The organism is Inhella proteolytica (assembly GCF_016093275.1).
GTDB lineage: Bacteria > Pseudomonadota > Gammaproteobacteria > Burkholderiales > Burkholderiaceae_C > Inhella > Inhella proteolytica.
Genome location: NZ_JAEDAK010000012.1, coordinates 1 through 24,829 on the forward strand (window position 1 = coordinate 1; position 24,829 = coordinate 24,829).

General features: G+C 69.5%; 23 protein-coding genes. 11 read left to right on the plus strand and 12 right to left on the minus strand.

Annotated elements, in window-relative coordinates; translation table 11 throughout:
• The 9 genes from I7X39_RS16115 to nosZ all read right to left on the minus strand — a co-directional run.
• On the minus strand, window positions 1-244 hold a 244-nt coding region (locus tag I7X39_RS16115; RefSeq protein WP_198112190.1), incomplete at its 3' end, for a hypothetical protein.
• 129 nt (window positions 245-373) lie between these two features.
• The gene (locus tag I7X39_RS16120) at window positions 374-1,465 is read right to left on the minus strand and encodes a hypothetical protein (RefSeq protein ID WP_198112191.1); all 1,092 of its coding nucleotides are present in this window, start codon (window positions 1,463-1,465) and stop codon (window positions 374-376) included.
• Window positions 1,462-2,058: a nitrous oxide reductase accessory protein NosL gene (locus I7X39_RS16125; RefSeq protein WP_198112192.1), complete on the minus strand. Its 597-nt coding sequence runs from the start codon at window positions 2,056-2,058 to the stop codon at window positions 1,462-1,464. The genes I7X39_RS16120 and I7X39_RS16125 overlap by 4 nt, the downstream gene beginning before the upstream one ends.
• Window positions 2,058-2,582, minus strand: coding sequence for a nitrous oxide reductase accessory protein NosL (locus I7X39_RS16130; protein ID WP_198112193.1), 525 nt, complete (start codon window positions 2,580-2,582; stop codon window positions 2,058-2,060). The genes I7X39_RS16125 and I7X39_RS16130 overlap by 1 nt, the downstream gene beginning before the upstream one ends.
• Window positions 2,579-3,394 (minus strand): ABC transporter permease, encoded by an 816-nt coding sequence (locus I7X39_RS16135; protein WP_198112194.1) that lies wholly within the window; start codon window positions 3,392-3,394, stop codon window positions 2,579-2,581. Before I7X39_RS16135 ends, I7X39_RS16130 begins: the two co-directional genes overlap by 4 nt.
• Before the next feature lie 65 nt (window positions 3,395-3,459).
• The gene (locus tag I7X39_RS16140) at window positions 3,460-4,389 is read right to left on the minus strand and encodes an ABC transporter ATP-binding protein (protein WP_198112195.1); all 930 of its coding nucleotides are present in this window, start codon (window positions 4,387-4,389) and stop codon (window positions 3,460-3,462) included.
• Window positions 4,355-5,596 carry a nitrous oxide reductase family maturation protein NosD gene (locus tag I7X39_RS16145; protein WP_198112196.1) on the minus strand — a complete coding sequence of 414 codons (1,242 nt, stop codon included), beginning with the start codon at window positions 5,594-5,596 and terminating at the stop codon, window positions 4,355-4,357. The genes I7X39_RS16140 and I7X39_RS16145 overlap by 35 nt, the downstream gene beginning before the upstream one ends.
• A 101-nt stretch (window positions 5,597-5,697) precedes the next feature.
• Window positions 5,698-8,277 (minus strand): NosR/NirI family protein, encoded by a 2,580-nt coding sequence (locus I7X39_RS16150; RefSeq protein ID WP_198112197.1) that lies wholly within the window; start codon window positions 8,275-8,277, stop codon window positions 5,698-5,700.
• A 57-nt stretch (window positions 8,278-8,334) separates the two neighbouring features.
• The gene (gene nosZ / locus I7X39_RS16155; RefSeq protein ID WP_198112198.1) at window positions 8,335-10,257 is read right to left on the minus strand and encodes a TAT-dependent nitrous-oxide reductase; all 1,923 of its coding nucleotides are present in this window, start codon (window positions 10,255-10,257) and stop codon (window positions 8,335-8,337) included.
• A 205-nt stretch (window positions 10,258-10,462) separates the two neighbouring features.
• On the opposite strand from nosZ, the gene I7X39_RS16160 reads away from it, so the two are divergent.
• The 6 genes from I7X39_RS16160 (at window position 10,463) to I7X39_RS16185 (ending at window position 15,238) form a co-directional block, all read left to right on the plus strand.
• Complete coding sequence (locus tag I7X39_RS16160) at window positions 10,463-10,873, plus strand: c-type cytochrome (protein ID WP_198112199.1); 411 nt, start codon at window positions 10,463-10,465, stop codon at window positions 10,871-10,873.
• Window positions 10,874-10,878: 5 nt separating this feature from the next.
• Window positions 10,879-11,874, plus strand: a complete 996-nt coding sequence (locus I7X39_RS16165; RefSeq protein WP_198112200.1) for an FAD:protein FMN transferase — start codon at window positions 10,879-10,881, stop codon at window positions 11,872-11,874.
• Between the two features lie 280 nt (window positions 11,875-12,154).
• Complete coding sequence (locus I7X39_RS16170) at window positions 12,155-12,541, plus strand: GntR family transcriptional regulator (RefSeq protein WP_310739937.1); 387 nt, start codon at window positions 12,155-12,157, stop codon at window positions 12,539-12,541.
• Entirely contained in the window at window positions 12,538-13,437 is a 900-nt protein-coding gene (locus tag I7X39_RS16175; RefSeq protein ID WP_198112201.1) for an ATP-binding cassette domain-containing protein, read from the plus strand. Before I7X39_RS16170 ends, I7X39_RS16175 begins: the two co-directional genes overlap by 4 nt.
• Window positions 13,434-14,117: an ABC-2 transporter permease gene (locus tag I7X39_RS16180; RefSeq protein ID WP_198112202.1), complete on the plus strand. Its 684-nt coding sequence runs from the start codon at window positions 13,434-13,436 to the stop codon at window positions 14,115-14,117. Before I7X39_RS16175 ends, I7X39_RS16180 begins: the two co-directional genes overlap by 4 nt.
• A gap of 2 nt (window positions 14,118-14,119) precedes the next feature.
• A complete protein-coding gene (locus I7X39_RS16185; protein WP_198112203.1) occupies window positions 14,120-15,238 on the plus strand; it encodes an acyltransferase family protein in 1,119 nt (372 codons plus the stop codon).
• An 18-nt stretch (window positions 15,239-15,256) separates the two neighbouring features.
• Here I7X39_RS16185 and I7X39_RS16190 read toward each other — a convergent pair whose 3' ends face one another.
• Entirely contained in the window at window positions 15,257-16,063 is an 807-nt protein-coding gene (locus tag I7X39_RS16190) for an SIR2 family NAD-dependent protein deacylase (RefSeq protein WP_198112204.1), read from the minus strand.
• Between the two features lie 55 nt (window positions 16,064-16,118).
• On the opposite strand from I7X39_RS16190, the gene I7X39_RS16195 reads away from it, so the two are divergent.
• From I7X39_RS16195 to I7X39_RS16210, 4 genes are all read left to right on the plus strand, one after another.
• The gene (locus I7X39_RS16195; RefSeq protein ID WP_198112205.1) at window positions 16,119-17,042 is read left to right on the plus strand and encodes a histone deacetylase family protein; all 924 of its coding nucleotides are present in this window, start codon (window positions 16,119-16,121) and stop codon (window positions 17,040-17,042) included.
• Entirely contained in the window at window positions 17,042-19,642 is a 2,601-nt protein-coding gene (locus tag I7X39_RS16200; RefSeq protein ID WP_198112206.1) for a bifunctional acetate--CoA ligase family protein/GNAT family N-acetyltransferase, read from the plus strand. The genes I7X39_RS16195 and I7X39_RS16200 overlap by 1 nt, the downstream gene beginning before the upstream one ends.
• 78 nt (window positions 19,643-19,720) lie before the next feature.
• Window positions 19,721-20,734 carry an ABZJ_00895 family protein gene (locus tag I7X39_RS16205; RefSeq protein ID WP_198112207.1) on the plus strand — a complete coding sequence of 338 codons (1,014 nt, stop codon included), beginning with the start codon at window positions 19,721-19,723 and terminating at the stop codon, window positions 20,732-20,734.
• Between the two features lie 23 nt (window positions 20,735-20,757).
• Complete coding sequence (locus I7X39_RS16210) at window positions 20,758-21,078, plus strand: HigA family addiction module antitoxin (protein WP_232352001.1); 321 nt, start codon at window positions 20,758-20,760, stop codon at window positions 21,076-21,078.
• Between the two features lie 57 nt (window positions 21,079-21,135).
• Here I7X39_RS16210 and I7X39_RS16215 read toward each other — a convergent pair whose 3' ends face one another.
• Window positions 21,136-21,951, minus strand: a complete 816-nt coding sequence (locus I7X39_RS16215; RefSeq protein WP_198112209.1) for a CHASE2 domain-containing protein — start codon at window positions 21,949-21,951, stop codon at window positions 21,136-21,138.
• A gap of 40 nt (window positions 21,952-21,991) precedes the next feature.
• Complete coding sequence (locus I7X39_RS16220) at window positions 21,992-23,041, minus strand: AraC family transcriptional regulator (RefSeq protein WP_198112210.1); 1,050 nt, start codon at window positions 23,039-23,041, stop codon at window positions 21,992-21,994.
• A gap of 110 nt (window positions 23,042-23,151) precedes the next feature.
• Here I7X39_RS16220 and I7X39_RS16225 point away from each other — a divergent pair, with 110 nt between their 5' ends.
• The gene (locus I7X39_RS16225; RefSeq protein ID WP_198112211.1) at window positions 23,152-24,756 is read left to right on the plus strand and encodes an FAD-binding oxidoreductase; all 1,605 of its coding nucleotides are present in this window, start codon (window positions 23,152-23,154) and stop codon (window positions 24,754-24,756) included.
• Window positions 24,757-24,829: the final 73 nt, after the last annotated feature.

Below are 24,829 nucleotides of genomic sequence, written 5' to 3' on the forward strand. Positions count from 1 at the left end.
GTGCCGCGGGGGCTGCGGCTGCGGCAGGGGCCGCGGTGGCGGCAGCGCTGGCGGCCGGTGCCGCAGCCGTGGCCTTGGTGGCCGGGGCGGTGGTGGCGGCCGGTGCTGCAGGCGCGGCGGGCGCGGTGGTGGTCGTGGCTGCGACCGGGCTCGTGGCCGGCGTGGCTGCCGCGGGGCTGGTCTGGGCCAGGGCGACACCGGTCGAAACAGTCATCAGCATCGAAAGCAGCAGGGTCTTGGACATCGAATCACCTTGGGTGGACTGGGCTCTGAGGGGCTCCGAGCCGGAGGGAGCGGCCGTGCAGCACGGCATGGGTCCGACAACGGCGGTGGAAGCGCCCCGTTGACCCTCACCCGCAGGGGGCAAGCCCTGTCAACCGAGCAGCTGGCTGGCGGGTTGAGCGCACGCGCGTACGCCCAAGGGGCGCAGGCTGTGCGCGTCCAGCTGGGTCCAGCCCACGGCGCTGCGTGCCCACAGCTGCGTGCCCACCCGGTGCAGCGCGTCGATGCCCGGCAGCGCCTGTTCGGCCTGCGGCTGCAAGCCCGCGTCCAGGCGCAGCAGGCGCGTGCCAACTTGCACGAACAGGGCCTCCTCGTTGCCGAGCAGTTGGGTGATGGGCTCGCTGGGCCGGCCGAGCGCTTGCTGCCACAAGCCTTCGGCGCGTTCGAACGAGACCAACTGCAGCGTGTGGCCCACGCCCAGTACCAGCACCGGCTGGCCCTGCCATTGCCAGCTGCAGGCGGCCTGTGGGGCGGCCTGCAGCGTCAGGCGTCCGGCCGGGCGGCGGGCGTCCAGGTTGAACATTTGCAGCTGCTGCGGCGCCTGCAGCAGGGCCACATGGAAATGCGCCGGGTGCTGCCAGAGTGCCTGCACGGGCGCGGGCAGCGCCATGCGGCGTCGACCGAGAAAGCCGCGCGTGGGCACGCCCTCGCCAAAGCGGAAATCGTGCACCAGGCCTTCGTAGAAATCTTCGGCGCCGGGGTCGAGGTAAAGCTCCCACAGCTCCGCGCGTTCGCGTGGGGCCAGCAGCAGGCTGCGGCGCGCGGGCAGGGCCAGGGCGGGCAGCAGGGCACCGGGGCTGCTGTGGCGCGCTGCCTCACGCAGCGTGGCGGTGTCGATCAGCTGCAGCACTTGTGCGCTGGCGGCCAGCAGCCAGACGCCATCGGCGCTGGGCAGCAGCTGCTGCAGCTCGCCCTCCAGCTGCTGCTGGCGCTGCGTGCCGCGGCGCAGGTCCAGGGCCAGTAGCTCGCCGCTGCGGCGCGCCAGCCAGACCGTCTCACCCTGGCGCTGTGCGGGCAGCTCCGGCCGCCAGGGCAGGGCGTGGCGCTGCAGCACCTGCAAAGTCTCCGGCTGCAGCTGCAGCAGCTCTTGGTCGCACAGCAGCCAAGGCCCTTGGTCGCCGGCCCGCGCTGCGGGTGCCAGGCCCAGCGCGGGCAGGGCCTGCAGCAAGTGCCGGCGCTTCATGCGGCGTGGCGGTGGCTGCGCGTGTCCAGCGCCCGCAGGCGCTCGGGCGCGCGTGCCGCCTCAAAGCCCAGCACCTGGCCGCCGCGCTGGCGCGCGAAGGCCTGGGCGGCGGCGGCACTGGCGAAGGGCGGCAGATTGCCGTTGCGCATGGGCCCCAGTGCGCCCGAACCGGCGACGTAATGCGCGGTCTGGGCGGGCAGCCACTCGCCGCTCAGATGGTCCTGTACCCAGAGCGCACGCACCTCGTCGGCCCGCCGGCCCGGGCTGTGGCGAGGCACGGCCTGCAGCCAGAGCATCAGCATCAGCGGGGAGTCGAAAAACAAGGCGGCGCCATCGTCGAAATGCGCCTGCGCGGCCCAGCGCGGCGCACGCGCCGGGTACATGCCGCAGACGGGGCAGCGAGCCTCCGGCGGCACCGGGCGCGGAGCCTCAGCGGCCAGCCCGCTGGCTGGTTCGTAGGGGAAGGGTGGGGCGCTGACGCAAAGCTCGGCGCCCAGATCCGGCGGCGCTGCCGGGGCGCGGCCCGGCCAGGCACGCGCAGCAAGCACGCCCAGCCCCCCCAGCGCCGCTACGGCGAGCAGACGGCGGCGCATCACATGCGCGTGTCGTGCAGCGCGCCGCCGCTCAGGTCCACCATCTCCACCGTGACCTGCGCAAACGCGTGCACCGAGCCGCCCCATTGCTTGACGAAGGCCTCGGCATCGGCGCGTTGGGCGAAGCTGGCCAGCGTGGGGCCCATTGAGCCGCGGCGTTTGCTCCCGCGCACGAAGAAGGCCTGCTTGGCATCGATCCACTGCCCCACCGGGTGCTCCCAATCGGCCTTGCCCATGTCCTGCACGTACACGGCGCGCACGGGGCGCAGCTGCTCGGGCTTGAGCAGCAGGCTGAACATCTCTACCGTGTCACACAGGAACTGCGGCTCGGGGCGGTCCTGGTAGTGGATCTGGGCCTTCGGCCCTGGGTAGTCGGCCAGCAGCATGCCGTCCAGATCGCAGCTGGTGCCGGCCTGGATCTCCTGCGGGCCGCTGGTGCGGGCGGCCTGCTGGCCGCAGGCGCTGAAGAGAGGCAGGCAGGCCAGGCAGCACAGGCCGCGCCGGCGCGTCATCAATGAAGTCATGGCTTGAACCTCCAGATCGCCAGGCCCAGCGGCAGGGTGATCCAGCCGAGCAGCACGCCACCCATCAGCAGGCTGTTGCCGAAGGCCGGAGGCACCAGCGCACCCAGGCCGAACAAGCCGCCGACCTGGTCGAGCGAGAACACATTGAAGATGCGGAACACGTCCGCGGGATTGAGCAGCAGCAGCCAGGCGAACCAGTCACCGGCCCACTGGCCACCGCTGCCCACCAGCAGGCCCAGCAGCGCCAGGTCGAACACCAGCACGAAGAAGAACCACAGCACGATGGCCAGACCCGAGGCGCGCGTGCGTTCGCGCGCCAGCACCGAGACCAGCAGGGCCAGGCTCAGGAAGGCCAGGCCGAGCAGGGTGGCGCTGAGCACGAAGCCGCCGTAGTGCATGAAGGTGGCGGCGGCACCGAACTGGCGCGCCAGCAGCACGCCCACGAGCAGGAAGCCGGCGCAGGTGGAAATGGAGAGTGCGGCGGCCAGGCCCAGGTACTTGCCCAGCAGCAGCTCCACGCGTGTGAGCGGGTGGGCCAGCAGCAGTTCCAGCGAGCCGCGCTCGCGCTCGCCGCAGATGGCGTCAAAGCCCAGCAGCAGGGCGATCAGCGGCAGCAGGTAGATCACCAGGCTGACCAGCGAGGTGATGGTGTAGCCCAGCGACTGCGCGCCCACCTGCCCCTGCTGCGCCGCGCCGAAGTAGGTGATGAGCAGCGAGAACAGCGTGAACACCGCGGCCACTGCCAGCACCCAGCGGTTGCGCAGGCGTTCCTTCAGTTCCTTGGCGGCCAGGGTGAGGATGGGGGCGTGCATGGGGCGGGGCTCCGGAAGCGCGGGTGCAGCGGCCTGGAGGGCCTCCGCCGCGAGGAGAGCGGCCTTCATGCCGCCACCCCGAAGTACAGGTCTTCCAGCGAGGGCTCGGTGATCTCCAGATCCGCCAGACGCCCGGCCAGCGGTGCCAGACGCGCCAGCAGCTCCATCTTGCGGTGGCGCTCGCAGTGCAGCTGCAGGGCCTCGGGCAACAGCAGGGCGCGCGCGCAGTCGCCCGCGGCCTCGCGGGCGGCCTGCAGCAGCTCGGGCGTGCCGCGCAGGGTCAGCGTCAGCGGCAGGGCCAGCTGCTCGCGCAGGGCCTGCACGCTGCCCTGCGCCACCACCTTGCCATTGGCCAGGATGGCGAGACGGTCTACACGCTGCTGCAGCTCGGCCAGGATGTGCGAGGTGATCAGGATGGTGGTGCCACGCGCGCCCAACGCACCGAGCAGCTCGTAGAACTCTTTGATCGCCTGCGGGTCCAGGCCATTGGTGGGTTCGTCCAGGAACAGCACCTGCGGGTCGCCCAGCAGGGCCTGGGCCAGGCCCAGGCGCTGGCGCATGCCCTTGGAGTACGTGCGCACCGCCCTCTCGGCGGCGTGGCCAAGGCCCACCAGCTCCAGCAGCTGCTCGATCTGCGCACGCGGCGCGCCCTTGAGCTTGGCGAAGAAGGCCAGGGTCTCGCGGCCGCTTAAGCTTTCGTAAAGCGCCAGCTGCTCGGGCAGGTAGCCGATGCGCCGGCGCGCCTCGCGCCATTGCGGGCCGCCCACGGCCACGCCGGCCACCTCCACGCGTCCGCTGTCGGCGTCGGTCAGGCCCAGCATGATGCGGAACAGCGTGCTCTTGCCCGCGCCGTTGTGGCCGATCAGGCCGAACAACTCGCCGCGCGGCACGCGCAGGTCCACGCCGGCCACGGCCTGCAGCGGCCCGAAGGCCTTGCGAACGCCGGCCAGAACGATGGGTTCAGCGGGCGGTACTGTTGATGAAGCGGCGTCCAAACCAGTCTCTCCATTGGGCGTTGCGGGGCTGCATGCGCGGGTGGGCGTCCACCACCGAGGGCGCGCGCAGCACCGGGAATTGCTGCGAAACCAGGCGCAGGGCCTGCACCGAGGGGCTGGCCATCAGCAGCTTCAGCGTGGGGTGGCGCCAGCTCAGGCGGTCCACCAGGTCGTTGGCCTCGTAGGGCAAGTCGCCCACGCCGTCGGCGTTGCGGTCCCAGCCCAGGTAATTGCTGTAGTGGTTGCCCTCGGCCTTGCCGCCGCCCCAGGCCTCGTCGCGGGCGCCCACGTACTTCACCTGCTCGCGGTTGCCGATGAAATCATTGCCCTGCACCTTGTTGCGGGTGGAGAGGGCGGCCAGGTGCACGCCGACCTGGTTGTCGATCACCAGGTTGTTCCGCAGCGTGGCGTACTCGACGTCGTAGATGAAGAAGCCGCGCGCATTGCCGGCGATCACATTGCCTTCGACGACGGAGTCTTGCAGCGTGCGCAGCATGATTCCGTGGTCGCTGTTGCCCCAGGTCAGGTTGTTGCGCACCACGTTGTCGCGCACCTCCATCAGGGCCAGGCCGCCGCGGTTGCGGTAGCTCTCGTTGCCCTCCCAGAGGTTGCGGTAGCTGTTCATGTAATGCGTGCCGTAGCGGCTGTGATGCAGCTTGTTGCCACGAAACACGGCGTCGTGCGAGACGTCCACGTACAGCGCGTCGCGCACGAAGCTGATCTCGTTGTGCAGGATGCGCGCGCCGTGCGTGTTGTAGAGCTGGATGCCATTGCCACGCTGCGGCGAGTTCAGGTCGCGCTTGCCGGTGATGTTGTTGCGCTCGACGCGCACATCGTCGGCCTTCTCGATCCACAGCCCGAACAGGTTGTAGGAGAGCGCGCAGTGCTGGATGACGGCGCGGTGCGCGCCGGGAGCAACGAGCACGCCGGCGTTCTGGTCCACCAGCGAATCACCCGAGTCGGTGATGCGCAGGCCTTCGACGGTGACATCCGGCGCATTGATCTTCAGCGTGTGGCCCTTGCCGCCGCCGCTGAGCAACGGGCGCTCGATGCCGCGCAGCGTCATCGGTTTGGTGATCTCGAAGTTGCCTGGGTAGCTGGCGCGTTCGAGTTCCACCACGTCGCCGGGGGCGGCGCGGTCCAGGGTGGCTTGGAGGTCTTCGCCTGCTCGTACTCGCAGGGTGGCGGCTTGGAGGTTGACGGCCATCAGCAGCGCTGCTGCGGCTAGCAGCTTGTTGTGAGAGCCCCCTGCGGGCTGCAACGCAAAGCAATGCAATAAGCCAGCCGCAAGGCCAGCAGAAGGGGGCTTCACGGCACCAGCCTCCCCAGCGCCTGCAGGCTGAGATACAGCCCGGCACCGATCAGCAAGTTCTTGAATCCCACGTAGGCCACCATGTCCATCCATCCCGCTTGGCGATATTGCGCCTTCCACCACGGGCCGTCCTTGACGAAGCTCATGCCTTGCTTGCGCAGCAGCACTTCGTAGACGCTCCAGCCGATCCACCAGCCCACCACCGCGGCGGCGGAGAGCTTGCTTTGCCAGGCGAACACCCAGGCCAGGGTGGCGGCCACGGCCAGGCCGATGCCGGCGATCTGCAGGGCCTTGGCCGAGCGCCAGCCGTCCACGCTCCAGGGCGAAAGATGGTGGCGCGCTTCGGCAATCAACCAGGCCAGGCTGAACTCGCGCGCCAGGTGCGGCGGTGCCACGGGTTCGGTGGCGGCGCGCGGGTCCTTCGCGGGGGGGATGGTGCGCAACGGCTCCACCGGCACGATGGGGATGAAGTAGCCCTGGCGGTCGATGGCCGTCAGCGGCTGGCCCTCGCGCTCGCGCTGCTTGCGCTCCTTGGCCAGCGGAGGGCAGGCGTGGGTGTCGGTGTAGAGCACCATGCAATCCAGGCAGTGCAGGCACTCGCGGTGGTCGATGCGCCCCGCGGCGTCAATCGCCAGCGAGCCGCAGCCCTTGGCGCAGGCCTTGCAGGAATTGCACTCCGCCTTGCGGCGCAGCCCGAACCAACGGAAGGTGGAGGGCAGGGCCAGCGCGCCGCCCAGCGGGCAGACGTACTTGCAGTAGGGCCGCTCGATGAAGATCGCCACGCCCAGGATCAGCGCCACGAACAGGCCATAGGGCCAGCTGCGGTTCATCACGCCCACCAGGAAGGTGGTCTTGAAGGGCTCCACCTCGGCCAGCATCTCGGCCAGCGTCATCGAGACGAGGGACACGCCGAAGAGGCCGAAGAAGATCCCGTACTTGAGGTTCTTCAGCTGGTCGTGCAAAGGCTTGGGCAGCGCGCGTTGCAGCTTCTTGAGGCCCAACAGGCCGGCCAGCTTGTACAGCCCCTCCTGCAGCGAGCCGAAGGGGCAGAGCCAGCCGCAGAACAGGCCGCGGCCCCAGACGAAGGTGGTGACGATGATGAAGACCCAGAACACGAAGATGAACGGGTCGGAGAGGAACAGCTCCCACTGCCACTGGAACAGCAGCGAGTGGAACCAGGTCAGCACCTGGGTGATCGACGGCTGGGCCAGCAGGCCGAAACCGACAAAGACGATCGACAGCGCCCAGGCCGTGTACTTGAAGGCATTGACCGGCCACTTGTTTTTGTGGGTCGAGAGGCGTGTGAGCCGCTCGCGCTGCGAGTAGACGAGGGCGGTGGCCAGCAGCAGGGCGATGAAGCCCAGCAGCGCGCCGGGCCGTGCGGCCCAGGCCTTCTTCCAGGGCGCCGTCTCTTCCTCGATCTGCGGGCGGCCGCCTTCCAGGCGGGCGTCACTCAGCCAGTAGCGCTGCTCGAAGTTGGCGAAGCTGCGCTGGCCGGTGGCGCGGTCCACGCGGTTGCCCAGGAAGTTCAGCTTCCAGGGGTGGGCAGCCGAGAAGGCCTTGGAGCGCAGGATGAAGATCGCCGCCTCGCTGTACTCGGGCGCGCCCGGCGCCTCCAGCGCATAGAGGTTCAGGTAATCGGTGTCGCGGAAGGTGAAGAGGTCGCGGCCCTGCTTGATCTGGATGCGGTCGTAGATGCCGCCGCGCACGAAGCCCGAGCCCTTGAAGCTCTCCTGGCCGGCGGTGCGCACGATGAAGAGCGCGTGCTCGTGTTCTTTCAGCCGGCTGCGCAGCGACTCGAAGCCGGCTTTGCCCAGCAGCGCCGCGCCGATTTCGGGGTGGTCCAGGCTGCCGAACCACAGCTCGATGAAGGGCTCCGGGCCGGGGGGCAGGCCCACCTGCTGTGGCGTCACCACCAGGCGCTGCACCGCGCCCTCGTCCACCAACTCGGCCCAGCTCGGCGTCTTGCCACTCTTGGCAAAGCGCGCCGGTTCACGCACGGTGGGCGGCAGGATGCCGACCTGCGCGGCCACGGCCTGGCCGGCGGTGGTGATGACCTGGTTCTGCGCAATGACCGTGACGGTGGCGCCCGAGATCGCGTCCAGATGCGTGGCGCCGCTGCCGCCGCCGCCCACCTCCAGGTTCTCGGCCACGCTGTGGCCCTTGTACTGGTCGTGGAATTTGGTGAGCGCCGATTCGGGGATGCCCAGCAGCAGGATGGGCTCGGAGTGCTTCAGCACCTTGAAGCCGACGAAGCGGCCGGCCTTGTCCATGCCGATCAGCGTCACCACCGGCTTGCCCGAGTAGGCGGGCGTGTCGGTGATGTCGGTGGAGAGCATCACGTAGCCCAGCAGCTGGTCCTGCGCGTCGTAGGCCTCCACGAACGGCGGCTGGCCCTTGCGCGCCGAAAAGCGCGTGGCGCCGGGGAAGACGGCATGGCAATCCACCCGCTCGCACAGCGCGGGAAAGCTGCCCAGGTCGTCCGGCAGCTTGGCCTCATAGGCCTGGCCGAAGGCCGACCCGAGCAGAAGAAAAAACGCGGCCACCAGGGCCGCGATGAAGTGCATTACCGGCATCGTTTTTGAGCAGCTGCACCGGTCTCGAGTCGGCACAGCCGCTGCTCCCTGATTGGCTTACGCCTCAACAATCATGCGGGTTCGCATCTCCAAGTGGAGTGCGTGACAGAAGTGCGTGCAGTAGCACCAGTACACGCCCGGGTCACCGGCCGTGAAGGTGACCGAAGCGGTCTCCTGCGGGTTGACGATGAAGTTGACGTTGTGGCCCGGGATGGCGAAGCCGTGCGTCAGGTCTTCCACCTTGTCGAGGTTGGTCAGGATCAGCGTGACCTCGTCGCCCTTCTTGACCTTGAACTCGCGCAGGCTGAAGGCCGGGGCCTGCGAGGTCATCTTCACCGTGACCTTCTTGCCATTGCGCGTGACGCCCGATTCCTTCGGGTCTTTCACGGCGAGCGGGAAGTCGTCCAGGTTGTAGACCTGCTTGGGCTTGAGCAGCTCGCGCTTGAAGATGATGAAGTCGTGCGGCTCGCCGCGCACCGGGTGGTCGGCCATCAGCACCATCTTCTCGCCGCTGATGTCGATCAGCTGCTCGTTCTCGGCATGCAGCGGCCCCACGGGCAGGAAGCGGTCCTTGGAGAACTTGCAGCCCACCGCCAGGTACTTGCCGTCGGCCGCCACGGTCTCGCTCTGCGAGGCGTTGATGTGGCCGGGCTGGTAGTGCACGTCGATGCGGTCCACCACGTACTTGGCGTTCTTGTCACCCTTGTGGAAGGCGATCGCCTTGTCCACATTCCACTTCACCACCTGGCTGTCCAGGAACAGGGTGGTGTAGGCATTGCCGCGGCCGTCGAAGGCGGTGTGCAAGGGCCCCAGGCCCAGTTCCACTTCGGCGGCAATGGCGCCGTCCAGCTTCTCCAGTTTGCCGTCGAACCACTCCAGCACCTTGCTCAGTTCGATCACGGTGGCGGTGGGCGAGAGCTTGCCGGCGCAGATGAAGTACTTCTGGTCCGGGCTGGCGTTCACGCCGTGCGGGTTCTTGGGCACGCTCACGTAGGCGGTCAGCGCGCTCTTGGCGTCGCCATTGGCGGCACGGGTGCCGTCCACCACCGGCACTTTGGAGCTGCCGATGGTCTTGAACTTGCCGGCCTTGACGGCCTCTTCGATGCGGGCGATGTTGAAGAACACGCAGGCGTCGCGCTCAGCGGACATCATGTCCTCGTACTTGGCGCCCATCTCGGTGTTGTACTGATTGGTCGCGGCCAGCTTGCCGTCGTAGCTGGTGGCCACGAGGTCGCAGTTGCCGTCGATCATGACCTGCCAGCGCAGCTCCATCGTTTCGGCGTCCACGCAGCTGAAGAGCGAGTGGTACTGCTTGGCGTCGTCGGTGCCGGCGTTGGGCAGGGGGATGCTGAACTCACCGCCGCAGAACACGCGGGTGGTGTAGTTGATGGCCGGGTCCACCGGGTCGCGCTTGTCCGGGAAGATGCCGTGGAAGCCCTGCACATTGGGCAGCTGGGTGATCTTGTCGCAGACGAAGTAGTCCAGACGGATGCGCGCGATGCGGCTGTTGATCTTGTCGTTGATCCAGGCGTAGCGGCCGTCGTAGTTGCCGTCCTTGTAGGAGGCGTGGGTGTGGTGGGTGTCACCCACCGAGTAGCGCAGGTTGCCGTCGGCCTTCGTGCCCATGATCTTCTTGGACTCGTTGGTGTGGCCCCAGCCCACCAGCGCGTCCGGCACGAAGCAGGGGATGCGCAGCAGCTCGCGGCCCGAGGGCAGGCCGAGCACGCGCATGTCGCCGGTGTGGCCACCGCTCCACAGGCCGTAATAGGTGTCCAGCTCGCCCGGCTTGAGGTGGCTGGCATTGGCCGCGCCATGGCTGCCGGCGGCCGGCGCCGAGGCGGCAGGTGCTCCGCCGCTGGCGGGCTTTTCCGTGCAGGCGGCCAGGCCGGCCAGACCCACCAGCGCGGTGGTGTTGAAGAAGCGGCGACGCCCCAACTCCGGCGTGGCTTCTTGCAGCGATTCAGTCTTCTTGTCAGTCATGGTGTCACCTTGGGTGGGGGTCAGGATCGGTTGGGCGGGCCCCACGATGGGGGGCAACTTGGGTACGCATGCTTCGCTCCTTGGCCCTTGAGCGCCTTGAACCAGTTCAAGACGCGCGCAGCTGGGGCTTTCTTGACCCACTTCATGGCCTGCTCCCCAGAGGCTGCCCAGAATCGCCCGCAATGCAACCGCTGTGGGAGACCCCATGAACAAGTTCCTGAGCGCCAGCCTGCTGGCCCTCGTCGCTGCCGCCGCACTCAGCGCCTGCGGCAAGCAAGAGCAGGCCGCGGCCCCGGCCGCACCGGCCGCCACGCCAGCCCCTGCCGCCGCCCCTGCGCCCGCACCGGCCCCGGCGGCGGACAACGAGCTCGGCAAGTCCGTCTTCAACAAGACCTGCGCGCTCTGCCATAGCGCCGGCGTGGCCGGCGCACCGAAGCCGGGCGACAAGTCCGACTGGGGCCCGCGCATCGCCCAGGGCAATGACACCCTTTACAAGCACGCGATTGAGGGCTTCAACGGCGCCAAGGGCGCAATGCCGGCCCGTGGCGGCGGTGCCTCGCTGACCGATGAACAGGTCAAGGCCGCGGTCGACTACATGGTCAACCAATCGAAGTGAAGACGATGCTCTCGCGCCGCGGTTTTGGTGTCTTCGGTGCCGTTGCACTGAGCCTGCTGGCCCCGGCCACGCAGGCGGCGCTGCGCGCCGCTGAGATGCGGCGCGAGCAGCGCGTGCTGATGGGCACGCGCGTGAGCCTGCTGCTGCCGGGTTCTGCCTCCGAGCTGGCCGACCTGGCCGCGCCGATGGCAGCGGCCTGGGCCGAGATGGCGCGCCTGGAAGCCCTGCTGAGCCGGTACCGCGGCGACAACCCGGTGGCCGCGCTGGCGGCCCAGGCGGGTCGGCGCCCGCTGGTCGTGCCGGCCGAGCTGCGCGAGTTGCTGCAGCAGGCCAAGCGGGTTTCGGAGCGCAGCGGCGGTGCCTTCGATGTGACGGTGGGCGCCTACAGCGACTGGCGTTTCGATGGTGCCCAGAGCCTGCCACCGGCCGAGCGCCTGGCCGTGCAGCGCCGCGCGGTGGATTGGCGCGCCATCGAGATCGACGGCGCGCAGGTGCTGCTGAACCGTCCGGGCATGCGCCTGGATCTGGGTGGCATCGCCAAGCTCCCCATCCTGGCCGCGGGCATGGCGGTGCTGCAGCGTGCCGGGGTGCGCCATGCACTCATCGACGGCGGTGGCGACATCTTTGCCATCGGCCAGAACCAGGGCCACGCCTGGCAGGTAGGCCTGCGCGACCCGCTGCAGCCGCAGCAGCTTCTGGGCAGCGTCCCGCTCGCCGATGGCGGTTGGGTGGTCTCTTCGGGCGACTACGAGCGCTGCTTCGAGCAGGGCGGGCGCCGCTACCACCACATCCTGGACCCCCGCAGCGGCTGGCCCAGTGTTGGCGTGCACGGCGTCAGCCTGCTGGGGCGTGACGTGGCGGCGCTGAACGGACTGGGCACCGCGCTGATGCTGCGCGGCCCCGATCCCAGCCTGTTGCCGGCGGGTGTGGAGGCCTTGCTGGTGCGCGCCGATGGGCGGCGCTGGCATGCAGGGGGTGATGCCATGGTGACTTTGGGCTGAACGCACGGACGTGCTCGCCTAAAGCGCTCCCTGCGGTCCATGGCGCTGAGCCCCAGCGCCTGTTCGCAATATGTCCAAGCTGGCCCGCTGCGCGGGCCGGTTGCGTTGCCAACGTCTGAAGCTTCGATAGCGACGCCTCTGGCGCCGGACCAAGGGTGGCGGTGGCGCTCACGGGTGTGAGTGATGCCGGCCCAGCGGTGGGCATCGGGGCGCGGTGTGCAGGTCTCCAAGGCTCAGCTGTATATACTGTGTATGTCGCATATGCACAGTAGTCGATCCGGTGAGCGCCCAGCTGTTTCTTTCCACCACCTCCGCGACGCCGATGTACCGGCAGATCGTGGACCAGGTCACCGCCAAGGTGCTGGCGGGGGACTGGCTGCCAGGCAGCGCGTTGCCTTCGATCCGCGAGCTGGCGGCGGCCAATGGCGTCAGCGTCATCACCGTGAAGCGGGCCTACCTGGAGCTGGAGCACGCCGGGGTGATCGTCACCCGCCACGGCAAGGGCTCCTTGGTGGCTGAAAGCACCGACCCGACCCGCGCCCACCTGCGCAACGAGCTGCTGGGGCAGATCGACGCCCTCTGGGCCACGGCCGGGCGCCTGGGCTGCACAGCGCAGGAGCTGCAGCAACTGATCACCGAGCGCCAACCCGAAGGAGACCCCTCATGACCCTGGCCATTTCCCTGCAGGGCGTGTGCAAGCGCTATGCGCCCTTTGCCCTCGGGCCGCTGGATCTGGACCTGCCCGAGGGGCAGATCCTGGGGCTGATCGGCGTCAATGGGGCAGGCAAGACCACCTTGCTGCGCCTGCTGGCCGGGCTCACGCTGCCGGATGCCGGGCAGATCGAGGTGCTGGGCCTGCCCATGCCGGCGGAGCAGGTGCGCGTGAAGCAGCAGCTCGGCCTGGCAAGCGAGGACATGCGCCTCTACGGCACGCAGACCCTGGCCTGGCACATGGACTTCATGCGCAGCCTGTACCCGGGCTGGGACGCGGCCTATGCCACGCACCTGCTGCAGCGCTTTGACCTGCGTGCCGAGCAGAAGCTCGTGGGCTGCTCGCATGGTCAGCGCGTCAAGGCCCTGCTGCTGCTCACCCTGGCGCGCCGCCCGCGCCTGCTGCTGCTGGACGAACCCACCACCGGGCTGGACCCGGTGGCGCGCGCCGAGGTGCTGGAGGCCCTGGCCGATGTGCTGCAGGACGAGCGCCGCACCGTGGTGTTCTCCTCGCACCAGACGGCGGAGGTGGAACGCTTGGCCGATGCGATCGGCTTCCTGCACGCCGGCCGCCTGCTGGCCTGCGAGGACCGCGAGAGCTACCTCAGCAGCTGGCGCCGCATCGTGGGCCAGGGGGCCCTGGGCGAACACGTGGCCGCTTGGCCCGAGGTGGCGCAGCTGCGCCGCAATGGGGCGCTGCTGGAGCTGCGTGTGAGCCAGCACAGTGAGGCCCTGCTAGAGCGCCTGATTGCCGAAGGCCTGCAGCCGCACCAGTGCGAGCTCATGAGCTTGGAAGAAATCTTCGTCACCACCGTGCGCCGACCCACGCCAGCCCAAGGAGCCCTCGCATGAAGGCCTCGCTCAACCTCCCGGCCATCCGGGCCCTAGTCGTAAAGGACTGGCAGCTGTTCGAGAAGCAGCTGGCGGCCTATGTCGCGGCGGGTCTGCTGGCGCTGGCGCTGATCGGGCACGCCACGCGCTGGAGCTTCTACCTGGGCTCGCTGTTGCTCATCATCGTGATGGTGGCGGTGTCCTGCTTCGCCATCAGCACTTCGGTGCTGAACGAGCGCAAGGAAAAGACCCTGGCCTTCGTGATGAGCCTGCCGGTGGCGCCGCTGGACTTCTACCTCGCCAAGCTGGTGAGCAATCTGGTGACCTTCGGCGTGCCCTTCGGGCTGCTGGCCGCCGGCGCGGTGGCCGTCACGCTTTGGACGCCCGTGCCCGACGGCCTGCTGACCCTGGTGCTGCTGCTGTGCGGCCATCTGCTGCTGGCCTACTGCGTGGCGCTGTGCGTGGCCCTGCAGGTGGAGTCGGAGGGCTGGAACATCTTCGCCATGATCGCTAGCTCGGCGCTGATCAACCCCTTCATGGCCGGCCTGAGCCAGATCCCCGACATCGCCCGCCACTGGCAGGGCGACACGGTGGTGTGGAGCTGGCAGGCCCTGAGCATCCTGGCGCTGCAGGGGCTGGGCAGCCTGGCCCTGCTGGCCTATGCGGGCTGGCGCCACCTACGCAAGCAGGCCTTTTTCTAACCATGCCCCCGCGCAACCTGGCGCTGGACAACCTGCGCGCGCTCGCCATGCTGGCGGGCGTGCTGTTCCACGCCGCACTGGCGCACAGCCCGCTGATGCAGCCCTTCTTCCCCACGGCCGATGCCGCGCAGCTGCCGTGGCTGGACGCCGTGCTGTGGCCGCTGCACCTGGTGCGCGTGCCCCTGTTCTTCGTGCTGGCGGGCTACTTTGCGGCGCACACCCTGGCGCGGCGCGGCCTGGGCGGCCTGATGCGCGACCGCGCCCGCCGCCTGCTGGTGCCCTTGCTGCTGGGCGTGCCCCTGCTGCACCTTGTGATGGGCGCAGTGGTGCAGCAGGCGGTGATCCATGTGCAGCAGCCGTCCCCGCTGCTGCGCTGGCTGCGCGAGGCCCAGGCGAGCGGCCAGCCGCTGCCGCCGCCGGGCACCGGGCATCTGTGGTTCCTGTACTACCTGCTGCTGTTCACGCTCCTGATCTGGGTGGCACGCCAGCTGCTGGCGCCTGCTGTGGCCGCGTGGCTGCAACGCCTGCCGCTGCGCGCCTGGCTGCTCGGGCTGCCCTTGCTGCTGGCGCCGGCGCTGGCCAGCGTCAGCGCGCCGCATCCGGCCCCGGAGAGCCTGCTGCCGCAGTTCTGGGCCCTCGTCAGCTATGGCGGCTTCTTCGTCTTCGGTTATCTCGCCGGCCCGCATCTGGCGGCGTTGATGCGGGCGCGCGTGCTCGGCCTTCTGCTGGCCGCCGGGGGTCTGGCTTGTGCGGCATTCCTGCTGCTGCTCTGGCCCGTGCGGGCCCAGGCCGGGCTACTGATGGGCCTAGCGTCTGCCTGCGCCAGCGTGTGGCTGACCCTGGCGCTGCTGGGCCTGGGCCAGCGCCTGCTGAACTGCAGCCATGCGCTGCTGCGCCACCTGGCCGACGCCTCCTACTGGATCTACCTGGTGCACCTGCCGGTGCTGTTCGCGCTGCAGTTCGCCTGGATGGACCAGCCCTGGCCGGGCTTCATCAAGCTGCCGCTGGCCGTGCTGGCCACGCTGACCATCGGCCTGCTGAGCTTCGAGATGGGCGTGCGGCGCGGTGCCTTGGGGCGCTGGCTGCTGGGCCGTTCGCCCCGGCCGCAGGCAGTGGCCTGAGGCGCAGCGAAAGCGCGCTCAGGGCTGCAGGCGGCTCAAGCCTTCCAAGGCCCCGCAGGCCAGGCCGATCTGCCCGGGCGGCACCTGCGGCTCGCGCGGGTTGATGCGCACCAGCCGCGCCCCGCGCCGATGCACCAGGGTCTCGCTGAAATGCCGCACGGAGGGCACGGCGGTGCCGGCGCCCAGCTCCACCACCACCATGCGCCGCGCCTCGCGCAGCCGCGCTTCCAGCCGCAGCTGCTGCTGGGCGCTGCGCGCATCCAGCCAGGCGCCGTCGCCAAACATCAGGATGTTGGGCCGCGCCAGCGCGCCACACCAGGGGCAGCGCGGTGGCTCGTTCAGCAGCCGGCAATCGGTCTCGTCCAGCAGCGGCTCGAAGCCTTCGGCGGGCCAGATCGCCTCGCCGCAGGGTGTCGTGCATTGCAGGTGGTGGATCGAGCCGTGGCACTCGTAAACCTCGTCGAAGCCGGCGCGCTGGAACTGCCCGTCCACATTCGAGGTGAACACCGTCACGCCGAGCGGCAGGCGCTCCCCCCACTGCCGCAGCAGGCCAAAGCCCGCGTGCGGTTGCGTGCGCCGGTACAGCGCCAGGCGGTGGCCGTAAAAGCCCCAGGCGCGCGCCGGGTCTTGCGCAAAGCCGCGCGGGTTGGCCGTCTCCACAAAGCTGTGGCCGCGCAACGCGGGGTAAACCTTCCAGAAGCCCTCGTTGCCGCGGAAGTCCGGCAGGCCGGAATCCACCCCCATGCCGGCGCCGGCGGCCACCACCAGCAAGTCCGCCTCGCGCACGCAGGCGGCGGCTTGATCCAAGGCATCTTGTGCGCTCATTCCCACGTCCTCTGTCAGTTTGGTGCAATGCAGCAAGGTCAAGAATGGGCTCACCATGCTGACCGCCTACCTCTCCCACCCCGACTGCGAGCGCCACGTGATGGGCCCCGACCACCCGGAGTGCCCGGAGCGGCTGGCGGCGCTGAATGATCACCTGCTCATCAAGGGCTTGCTGGACTGCGTGCAGCCGGTGGACGCCCCCGAGGCCACCGATGCCCAGCTGCTGCGCGTGCACGACGCCGCTTGGCTCTACCGCCTGCAGGACTTGATCCCCACCGAGGGCTATGCGCGCCTGGACGCCGACACCCTCGTCAACCCCTTCACCCTGCGCGCCGCGCGCCGCGCCGCCGGCGCTGCCGCACACGCGGTGGACCTGGTGCTGAGCGGGCAGGCGCCGAACGCCTTCTGCGCCGTGCGCCCCCCCGGCCATCACGCCGGCCGGCATGGTGGCAGCGGCTTTTGCTTCTTCAACAACGCCAGCGTGGCGGTGGCCCAGGCGCTCAGCGAGCACGGCCTGCAGCGGGTGGCCCTGGTGGACTTTGACGTGCACCACGGCGATGGCAGCGAGGACATCTGGGCCGGTGATGAGCGCGTGCTGCTGTGCTCCAGCTACCAGGCCGATCTCTTTCCCTTCCGCGATGCCAGCCCGCCGGCCGCCAACGTGGTGCTGGCCCCACTGCCCGCGCGCAGCGGCGGGCCGGCCATGCGTGCGGCCATCGAAACGCACTGGCTGCCCGCACTGGCGCGCTTCGCGCCGGAGCTGATCGTCGTCTCGGCCGGCTTCGACGCCCACCGCGAGGACGACATGGGCAATCTGGGCTGGAGCGAGGCCGATTACCTGTGGCTGAGCCAGCAGCTGCTCGCGCAGGCGCAAGCGAGCTGCGGCGGGCGTATCGTTTCCTGCCTGGAGGGCGGCTATTCGCTTTCCGCACTGGCGCGCAGCGCGGCGGCGCATCTGCGTGTCCTCGTGGAGGCTTGATGAATCCCCATCCGCTCACTCCCTTGATGGCACCGCGTTCGCTGGTGGTGCTGACCAGCCCCGAGGGCCAGCGCAGCCCGGCGGCCGAGCTGCTGCTGGCGCACCTGAAGGCGCAGCGCTTCGAGGGCGAGTTCACGCTGCTGGACGTGCAGCGCAGCGGCACCCTGGCCGAGCTGGCCCAGGCCCGCGCCGATCTGGCCGTCCTGGCCCTGCCGCCGGGTGAGCTGGCCGGCGCGCTGGAGCTGGCCAGCCGCATCGGCTGCCGCAGCGCGCTGATCCTGGGCAGCCATTTGGATGTGGCCCTGGCGCGCCAGTTGCACGAGATCGCCGCGCGCGAAGGCCTGCCCCTGCTCGGCCCGAATTGCAGCGGCCTGCAGAACCCGCGCCTGGGCCTGAACGCCAGCCTCATCGGCCCGCTGGTGCGGCCGGGCGGCCTGGCGGTGCTCTCGCAATCGGGCTCGCTCTGCGCCGCCTTGCTGGAAGGTGCCAACGCCAGTGGCGTGGGCTTTTCCAGTGTGGTGGCCCTGGGCCCGCACCCGGGTGTGGACCTGGCCGATCTGCTGATGTACCTGGCCGCCGACCCGCACACCCATTCCATCGTGCTGCACCTGGAAGGCCTGAGCGCGGCGCGGCCCTTCATGAGCGCCCTGCGCCTGGCCGCCCACGCCAAGCCGGTGCTGGTGCTGAAGACCGGCCGGCGCGATGAAGGCCAACGCGTGGCGCAAACCCACAGCGGCGCCCTGGCCGGGCGCGACGAGGTGTTCGACGCCGCCCTGCGCCGTGCCGGCGCGGTGCGGGTGCAGGCCTCGGCCGAGCTCTTTGCCGCCGCCAAGGCCCTGGGTGTGCTGGGGCGGCGCGGCCGCACCGTCGAACACGGCTTGGGCCTGGTCAGCAACGGCGGCGGCGCGGCCGTGCTGGCGGCCGACTGGGCCGAGCGCGTCGGCCTGCAGGTCAGCGCCCTGCACGACCTCAGCCCGGATGGCGGGCCGGACCAGTACCGCGAGGCGGTGCGTGCCCTGCAGAACCGGCCCGACACCGACGCCGTGCTGGCCCTGCACGCCCCGCTGCCCGGCAGCCCCGGCGCGGCCTGCGCCGAGGCCCTGCTGCAACTGCGCCCCGAGCTGGAAAAGCCCCTGCTGGCCTGCTGGATGGGCGAGGGCGTGGCGGCCGAGGCGCGCACCCAGCTGGGCGCGGCCGGCGTCCCCAGCTTCCGCACCCCCGAGGCCGCCGTGGGCGCGCTGGCCCACCTGGCCAGCTACCACCGCAACCAGCACCTGCTGGAGCAGGTGCCCGCCCCCCTCTCACCCTTGCCCGCACCCGATTTGGACGGCGCGCGCCTGCTGATCGACACCGTGCTGGCGCAGCGCCGCAGCCTGCTCACCGAGATGGAAAGCAAGGCCCTGCTGGCGGCCTTCCGCATCCCGGTCACCGGCACGCTCAAGGCCCGCAGCGCGCACGAGGCCATGATGATCGCCACGCAGATCGGCTTCCCGGTGGCGCTGAAGATCGACGACGAGGGCATCACCCACAAGAGCGATGTCGAGGGCGTGCTGCTGGACCTGCGCAACGCCCTGGCCGTGCGCGACGGCTTCGAGCTGCTGCTCACGCGCGTGCGCCAGCACGCCCCGCAGCTGAAGGAGCTGGGCGTCACCGTGCAGCCCATGGCCCGCACCCGCCAGGCGCGCGAGCTGCACATCGGCCTGGTGTTTGAGCCGCCCTTCGGCCCGGTGATCGTGTTCGGCGCCGGCGGCACCCTGGTGGAGCTGATCAACGACCGCGCCATGGAGCTGCCGCCGCTGAACCGCTTCCTGGCCCGCCAGCTCATCGAGCGCGCCCGCGTGGCCAAGCTGCTCGGCCCCTGGCGCGGCGCCAACGCCGTGCAGATGGACGCGCTCGAAGCCCTGCTGATGCGCGTGTCCGAAATGGCCTGCGAGCTGCCGCAGCTGCGCGAGATGGACATCAACCCCGTGCTGGCCGACGAGCAGGGCTGCGTGGCCGTGGACGCCCGCATCGTGCTGGCGGCCGAGCCCACCGCCCCGGTGGGCGCGGCCTACCGGCACCTCGCCATCAAGCCCTTCCCGGTGCAACTGGCGCACACCGTGGCGCTGCGCGACGGCCGCCTGTGCCAGGTGCGCGCCATCCAGCCCGACGACGCCGAACGCCTGCAGGCCCTGGTGGCCGGCCTCTCGCCGGAGAGCCGCTACAACCGCTTCGCCGCCACGCTGACGCAACTGCCGCCCAAGATGCTGGCGCGCTTCACGCTGATCGACTACGAACGCGAGATGGCCCTGCTGGCCCTGCACCGCGCCGCACCCGACGCCGACGAACAGATCGCCGGCGTGGCCCGCTACACCACCCACCCCGACGGCCGCAGCGCCGAGTTCTCCCTGCTGATCGCCGACGCCTTCGCCGGCCAGGGCCTGGGCTCGCGCCTGATGGAGTCGCTGTTCGCCGTGGCGCGCGAGCAGGGGCTGGAGCGTCTGGACGGCCTGGTGCTGAAGGCCAACACGGCGATGCTGAAGTTGGTGAAGGGGCTGGGGTTCAGCGTGGAGGCTTGTGAGGAAGAACCGGATTTCCGAGAGGTCACCAAGGCCCTTTGATTGAAGCCCCCCCGTGCACGACTATCCTGCCGCCCTTTTGGAGCGGGAAGGTCAATGTCAGGCGCATTCAGTCGGTTCGTGGCGATCAATCTGGCAGCGCTCTTGATCGTTGGACTCTTTGCAGCGCCGTTCGGCATCCTGGGGTGCTTGCTCCTGTTGTCAGTTTGCGTGGCATTGGCGGCAAGCGTGGCTGGACGCGCATTTGCGCGCAGCCAGCGCCGTGACCCGAGTGCAAGCGAGGTCCGCAGGTTCGCAGGGATGGCTGTGGTCTCGCAGCTTGGTTTGCTGGCGGCTGCACTGCCGGTACTGCGTGGGTCTCGCTCTGCAATGGGCTACCAATTGAGCTGGCTTTTTCGGGACTCCTCCGGATTGCAGTTGTTGTTGACCTTCCTGGGAATGGCTGGCGTGCTGACGTTTCTCGGTGTGCGCCATTTCTTTGGTTTGTCCGCGCGGCGAAGCGCACTGGCGCCGAATGCCTCACCCAAGAAGGTCGCCGCCCTGAAAAAGTTGCAAGACTGGAAAGACGCAAAGGGCTGGCAAGAGACCCAGCCAGCGGAAGCGGCGAGCGCTGAGCCTGTCACGGCCGCGATCCCTTCGGCTCGTGAGGGAGACGTGCAGCCAAGCAGTGTGCGGTCGGCCTTTCACTTCCTGGCGGCTGCAGTCGCTGTCGCTGTCATGGTGGCCGGTGCGACGGAGCTTTTCGGGCTGCGGACGCGCAGCGCTTTCTGGTTGCCCATGACCCTGGCAGGGAGCTTTTTCGCCGCAGAGCTTTTTGTGCGCCGGCATGGTCGTGCGCCCGATCGGAAGGAAGCGGACAGCTTTGCTTGGCGAGCCAACGCATTGTTGTTGATGACTCTGTTGCTCTGCACCTGGCTTGTGACAACTGGAGTCATGGGTGTGTCGGTCGACCTCAGCCGGTATCTCGGATCGGGCGGCAATGGGTCCACGCTGGGGATCGTGGGGCGGCTGCTCTTCTCCTTTTCGGTGAGCCTGCTCGCCTCAAGTTGGCTGTTCCGTTGGTACGGGAGCAAGCGCGTGGTAGAGCTTGAGCGACGTCGTGCGGGTGGCGCCAGCAGCTTGCGAGCTGAGTGAAGCCCATGACACGAGCAGGATGCATGACCCCTCCTCACCCTGGGCTGACGCTGCGCGACGACCTGCAGCCCGCCCTGGGCCTGACGGTGACCGAAACCGCCCAGGCGCTGGGTGTCACCCGCGCCACGCTTTCGCGCGTACTCAACGGCGCGGCAGCCGTGTCCCCCGAAATGGCGCTGCGGCTGGAGCGCTGGCTGGGCGTGGAGCATGGTGGCCGGGCCGATATCTGGCTCGGGATGCAGGCGGCCTATGACCTGTGGGCGGCCGAGCAAAGGGCTAAGGCGGTGATTCGCAAGGTCAAGCCCCTTGCTGCGCAGCGGCTGGCACTGGTGGATGCAGGCTGATCAGGCCCTTATGGGCGAGAGGCAAGGCTGACACCAGCGACCCTTCGATCTCGCCACTTACCGCAAGTCCTCGTAGATCGTTTTCAGGTACGCGGCGAATGCGCGGTGCAAGCGCAGTGGCCTGGTCGGCGTGCTGACCGTGGCCATGTCTGAACTGTCGTACCCAATGATGATCACGCGCCCTGCGATCTGTTGGGCAGACACCTGGCCTTCGATCAGATCGGCCAGTTCGCGAAAGTTCTCTGCCTCCGAAAAGCGCTTGCGGTCGGTGAACTGGTTCATGTCGTCGACGCGCAGATGTTCCTGGCCGAAATGGAAGGCGCGGCCGTTGCTGACTCGAACCTTTTCATCCGTTGCCATCTCAATGGCACAGGTCACTAGGGACTTCACCGGCAGCCCGCCATAGTGCTCAAGCAAGGGCACCGGGAAGCCGTCGAAGTCCACGAAGCAGATCGAATGCGCTTCCTTGGCAAGAACTGGGGTGGGAATCCAGCCCCGGGTGCCGCTGATTGCCGCATGGAGGCTTGTATCGGCCAATGCGAATCGGGCCTCGAACGGGTTGGGTGCGGCTTCTGCGTCGTCGATGCGGGCCTGCAATGCGACGGGCAGTTTGCGCATGCTCGATGCAAGGGGAAGGTCGTCTTCCATGGACCTTGCTTGGTCCAGGAACAGCTTGATGACCACGCCCCGGGCGTCATGTTGCGCCGCGTGGTCGATCGCCTTGGCAATCAAGGCGCGCGGCAGAGGAAGGGGGCCCAGTCGGGCGAGCGTTTCCTCTCCGGCAAGATAGACGGCGAAGTCTTTTTCGAACTCGCGGGCGAGTGTGGCCTTGGAGGCCAGCACCAAGACGGCAGCGATGGCCAATCGAAGCATTTGAATCTTCACGAGGACTTTCGAATGGGTGCGCCGGCTCTCAACCCGCTACCGCGGCCGTACGCCACTGCTGCGGCGTGCACCCAAACCAAGCCCGGAACGCGTGGTTGAAGCTGCTCTGCTCCGCGTAGCCGAGCAGAAAGGCCGTCTCCGTCAGGCTCAGCGCCGGGTTGCGCAGGTACTGGGCGGCCAGCTCCTTGCGGGTGGCGTCCAGCAGGGCCTGAAAGTTGGAGCCGGCCTCGGCCAGGCGGCGCTGCAGGGTGCGGGGGGAGACGGCCAACGCCGCGGCCACTTCGCCGACGCGGGCGCCGTCCTGGGCCAGGCGTTCGGCGATCTGCGCGCGCACGGCCTGCAGCCAGGCGGCTTCGCTGGGGGCTTGCTGGGCCAGGGCCTGCTGGCGCGCGGCCAGCAGCTGGGCGGCGCGTTGCTCCAGCAGCGGGAAAAGGGCGGGGTCGGCGCCGGGGATGGGTTCCTGCAGCAGCGCCGCGTCGAAGCGCGCGCGGGTGACCGGTGCGCCGTAGCTCACGCGCAGGCCGAACCAGTCGTCCAGGCGGCGGCGCAGCGCGGGGTCGGCGGGTTCGGGGTGCGGGAAGGCGAGTTCGTGCACGGCCAGGCGGCGGCCGGCCAGCCAGGCGGTGAAGGCCAGGATGCTGGCCATCACCGATTCGGGCAGTTGCCGGCTGGGCAGGTTGTGCAGCCAGGGGCAATGCCAGAGGTAGACGGCCTCCTGCCCCTGCAGCACCAGCTCGCTGCGGCCCAGTTCGTGCGCCAGGCCTTCGAAGCGGCGCGTTTGCTGCACGGCGTCGCCAAAGCTCGCGCAGGAAAGCAGCACATGGCCGTAGGCGACGAAATGGCTGGCCTTCATGCGCGCGCCCACGCGTAGGCCGAAGTCCGGCACGGCCGCGCCGCCGCGCTCCAGCAGCTCGATGTAGCTGCGCACCGGCAGGTCCTCGCCGGCGGGCACGCCGGGCTCGATGCCGAGCACCGTGGCCTCGTCCAGCGCCGCCTGCGCGTAGGCGGCGGCCACCCGGGCCTGGGCGAGGGGCGGCAGGCCGAGTTCGGCGGCGCTGTGGTCGGGGGCGTGATGCATGTGGCGCGGGGGGCGGTTTGGCGCGATTTCACAAAGCGCCTTGGCGGCGGCGCGCAAGCTTAATTCGGCCCCGCTGTCTAGCATGCGCTTCCATTTTTGAAGGAGCGGGCATGCGGCGTTGGAACGGCTGGGGCGATGACGGGGTGGTGGCCACGCTGGCACCCGAGGCGCTGGCGTTTTTGCAGGAACGCATCGGCACCGGCCCGGCGCCGCAGGACGCCACGTTGGAGGCGGTGTGCGCGCAGATCCCCGTGAGCCGCCTGCCCGAACACCCGCTGGTGGACCGGAGCCCCGAGGCCCGCCTGCGCGGCAGCTACGGCCAGAGCCTGGGCGACTGGATCGCGCTGCGCTTCGGCCGCATCGGCCGCGTCAGCGACGGCGTGGCCTTCCCCGAAAGCCGCGAGCAGGTGCGCGAGCTGCTGGACTGGGCGGCGGCGCAGAAGCTCCTGGTGATTCCCTGCGGCGGCGCCACCTCGGTGGTGGGCCACCTGAGCCCGGCGACCGAGGAGCCGCGCGCGGTGCTGACGCTGAACCTCACACGCCTGCGCGCCCTGACCCACTTGAACCGCGAGGCCCAGCTGGCCGAGTTCCAGGCCGGCGTGCTGGGCCCGGACCTGGAGGCGCAGCTGCGCGCGCAGGGCTACACGCTCGGGCACTTTCCGCAGAGCTTCGAGTACGCCTCGCTGGGCGGCTGGGTGGTCACCCGCAGCTCGGGCCAGCAGTCGCTGCGCTACGGCCGCGCCGAGCAATGGTTTGCCGGCGGCCGCCTGCTCACGCCGGGCGGCGAACTGAGCATCCCGCCGCTACCGGCCAGCGCCGCCGGGCCGGACCTGCGCGAATGGGTGCTGGGCAGCGAGGGCCGCATCGGCGTGCTGACCGACGTGACCGTGCGCGTGCAGCGCCTGCCCGAGTGCGAGCGCTTCCTGGGCGTCTTCCTGCCCAGCTGGGAAGCCGGCCTGGCCGCCGTGCGCGAGTTGGCCCAGGCACGCGTGCCGCTTTCGATGCTGCGCCTGGCCAATGCGGTGGAAACCGACACCACGCTGCGCCTGGCCGGCCATGCCGGGCAGATCGCCTGGCTGGAGCGCTACCTGGCGTGGCGCGGCTGCGGCGACGGCAAGGTGCTGCTGTTCGTGGGCCTGACGGGCACGGCCGCCCAGGTGAACGCCGCGCAGCGCGAGGCCATCAAGCTGCTGCGCGGCTTCGGCGGCGTTTCAACCGGCCAACTGCTGGGCAAGAAGTGGGCGGCCAAGCGCTTTGCCGGTGTGTACCTGCGCAATGCGCTGTGGGAGGCCGGCTACATGGTGGACACCATGGAGACCGCCATTCCCTGGGGCGGCACGACAGCCATGGTGGAGGCGATCGAATCAGCCGGCCGTGAAGCGCTGGCTCGCTTCGGCGAGCGCTGCCATGCGTACACCCATCTCTCGCATGTGTATGCCAGCGGGTCTTCGGTGTACTCAACCTTCGTGTTCCGCATCGGCGCGTCGGCCGAGGAGAGCCGGGCGCGCTGGCTGGCCTTGAAGGCGGCGGTGTCGGAGGCGATCGTGGCGCAAGGCGGCACGATCAGCCACCAGCATGGAGTGGGGCGGGACCATGCGGCCTACCTACCGGCCGAGAAGGGCGCGGCGGGATTGGCGGCGATCGCTTCAATGGTTCGCCACTTCGATCCGGCCGGCGTGCTGGACAGTGGGAATTTGGTGGCGTCGGGTGAGTGAGTTGCTGATCGGTGCTGCCCGCCGGGTCTCGGGCCGACAGTTGAAGTCCGGGCTGTTCGGTATTCGGCTGTTG

Coding starts and splice junctions, on each gene's coding strand:
- I7X39_RS16180 (WP_198112202.1), top strand. CDS start 13,434: ATGAAGGCCTCGCTCAACCTCCCGGCCATCCGGGCCCTAGTCGTAAAG.
- I7X39_RS16185 (WP_198112203.1), top strand. CDS start 14,120: ATGCCCCCGCGCAACCTGGCGCTGGACAACCTGCGCGCGCTCGCCATG.
- I7X39_RS16160 (WP_198112199.1), top strand. CDS start 10,463: ATGAACAAGTTCCTGAGCGCCAGCCTGCTGGCCCTCGTCGCTGCCGCC.
- I7X39_RS16195 (WP_198112205.1), top strand. CDS start 16,119: ATGCTGACCGCCTACCTCTCCCACCCCGACTGCGAGCGCCACGTGATG.
- I7X39_RS16200 (WP_198112206.1), top strand. CDS start 17,042: ATGAATCCCCATCCGCTCACTCCCTTGATGGCACCGCGTTCGCTGGTG.
- I7X39_RS16215 (WP_198112209.1), bottom strand. CDS start 21,951: ATGCTTCGATTGGCCATCGCTGCCGTCTTGGTGCTGGCCTCCAAGGCC.
- I7X39_RS16150 (WP_198112197.1), bottom strand. CDS start 8,277: ATGCCGGTAATGCACTTCATCGCGGCCCTGGTGGCCGCGTTTTTTCTT.
- I7X39_RS16130 (WP_198112193.1), bottom strand. CDS start 2,582: ATGACTTCATTGATGACGCGCCGGCGCGGCCTGTGCTGCCTGGCCTGC.
- I7X39_RS16175 (WP_198112201.1), top strand. CDS start 12,538: ATGACCCTGGCCATTTCCCTGCAGGGCGTGTGCAAGCGCTATGCGCCC.
- nosZ (WP_198112198.1), bottom strand. CDS start 10,257: ATGACTGACAAGAAGACTGAATCGCTGCAAGAAGCCACGCCGGAGTTG.
- I7X39_RS16210 (WP_232352001.1), top strand. CDS start 20,758: ATGACCCCTCCTCACCCTGGGCTGACGCTGCGCGACGACCTGCAGCCC.
- I7X39_RS16225 (WP_198112211.1), top strand. CDS start 23,152: ATGCGGCGTTGGAACGGCTGGGGCGATGACGGGGTGGTGGCCACGCTG.
- I7X39_RS16145 (WP_198112196.1), bottom strand. CDS start 5,596: ATGGCCGTCAACCTCCAAGCCGCCACCCTGCGAGTACGAGCAGGCGAA.
- I7X39_RS16125 (WP_198112192.1), bottom strand. CDS start 2,058: ATGCGCCGCCGTCTGCTCGCCGTAGCGGCGCTGGGGGGGCTGGGCGTG.
- I7X39_RS16165 (WP_198112200.1), top strand. CDS start 10,879: ATGCTCTCGCGCCGCGGTTTTGGTGTCTTCGGTGCCGTTGCACTGAGC.
- I7X39_RS16135 (WP_198112194.1), bottom strand. CDS start 3,394: ATGCACGCCCCCATCCTCACCCTGGCCGCCAAGGAACTGAAGGAACGC.
- I7X39_RS16220 (WP_198112210.1), bottom strand. CDS start 23,041: ATGCATCACGCCCCCGACCACAGCGCCGCCGAACTCGGCCTGCCGCCC.
- I7X39_RS16120 (WP_198112191.1), bottom strand. CDS start 1,465: ATGAAGCGCCGGCACTTGCTGCAGGCCCTGCCCGCGCTGGGCCTGGCA.
- I7X39_RS16190 (WP_198112204.1), bottom strand. CDS start 16,063: ATGAGCGCACAAGATGCCTTGGATCAAGCCGCCGCCTGCGTGCGCGAG.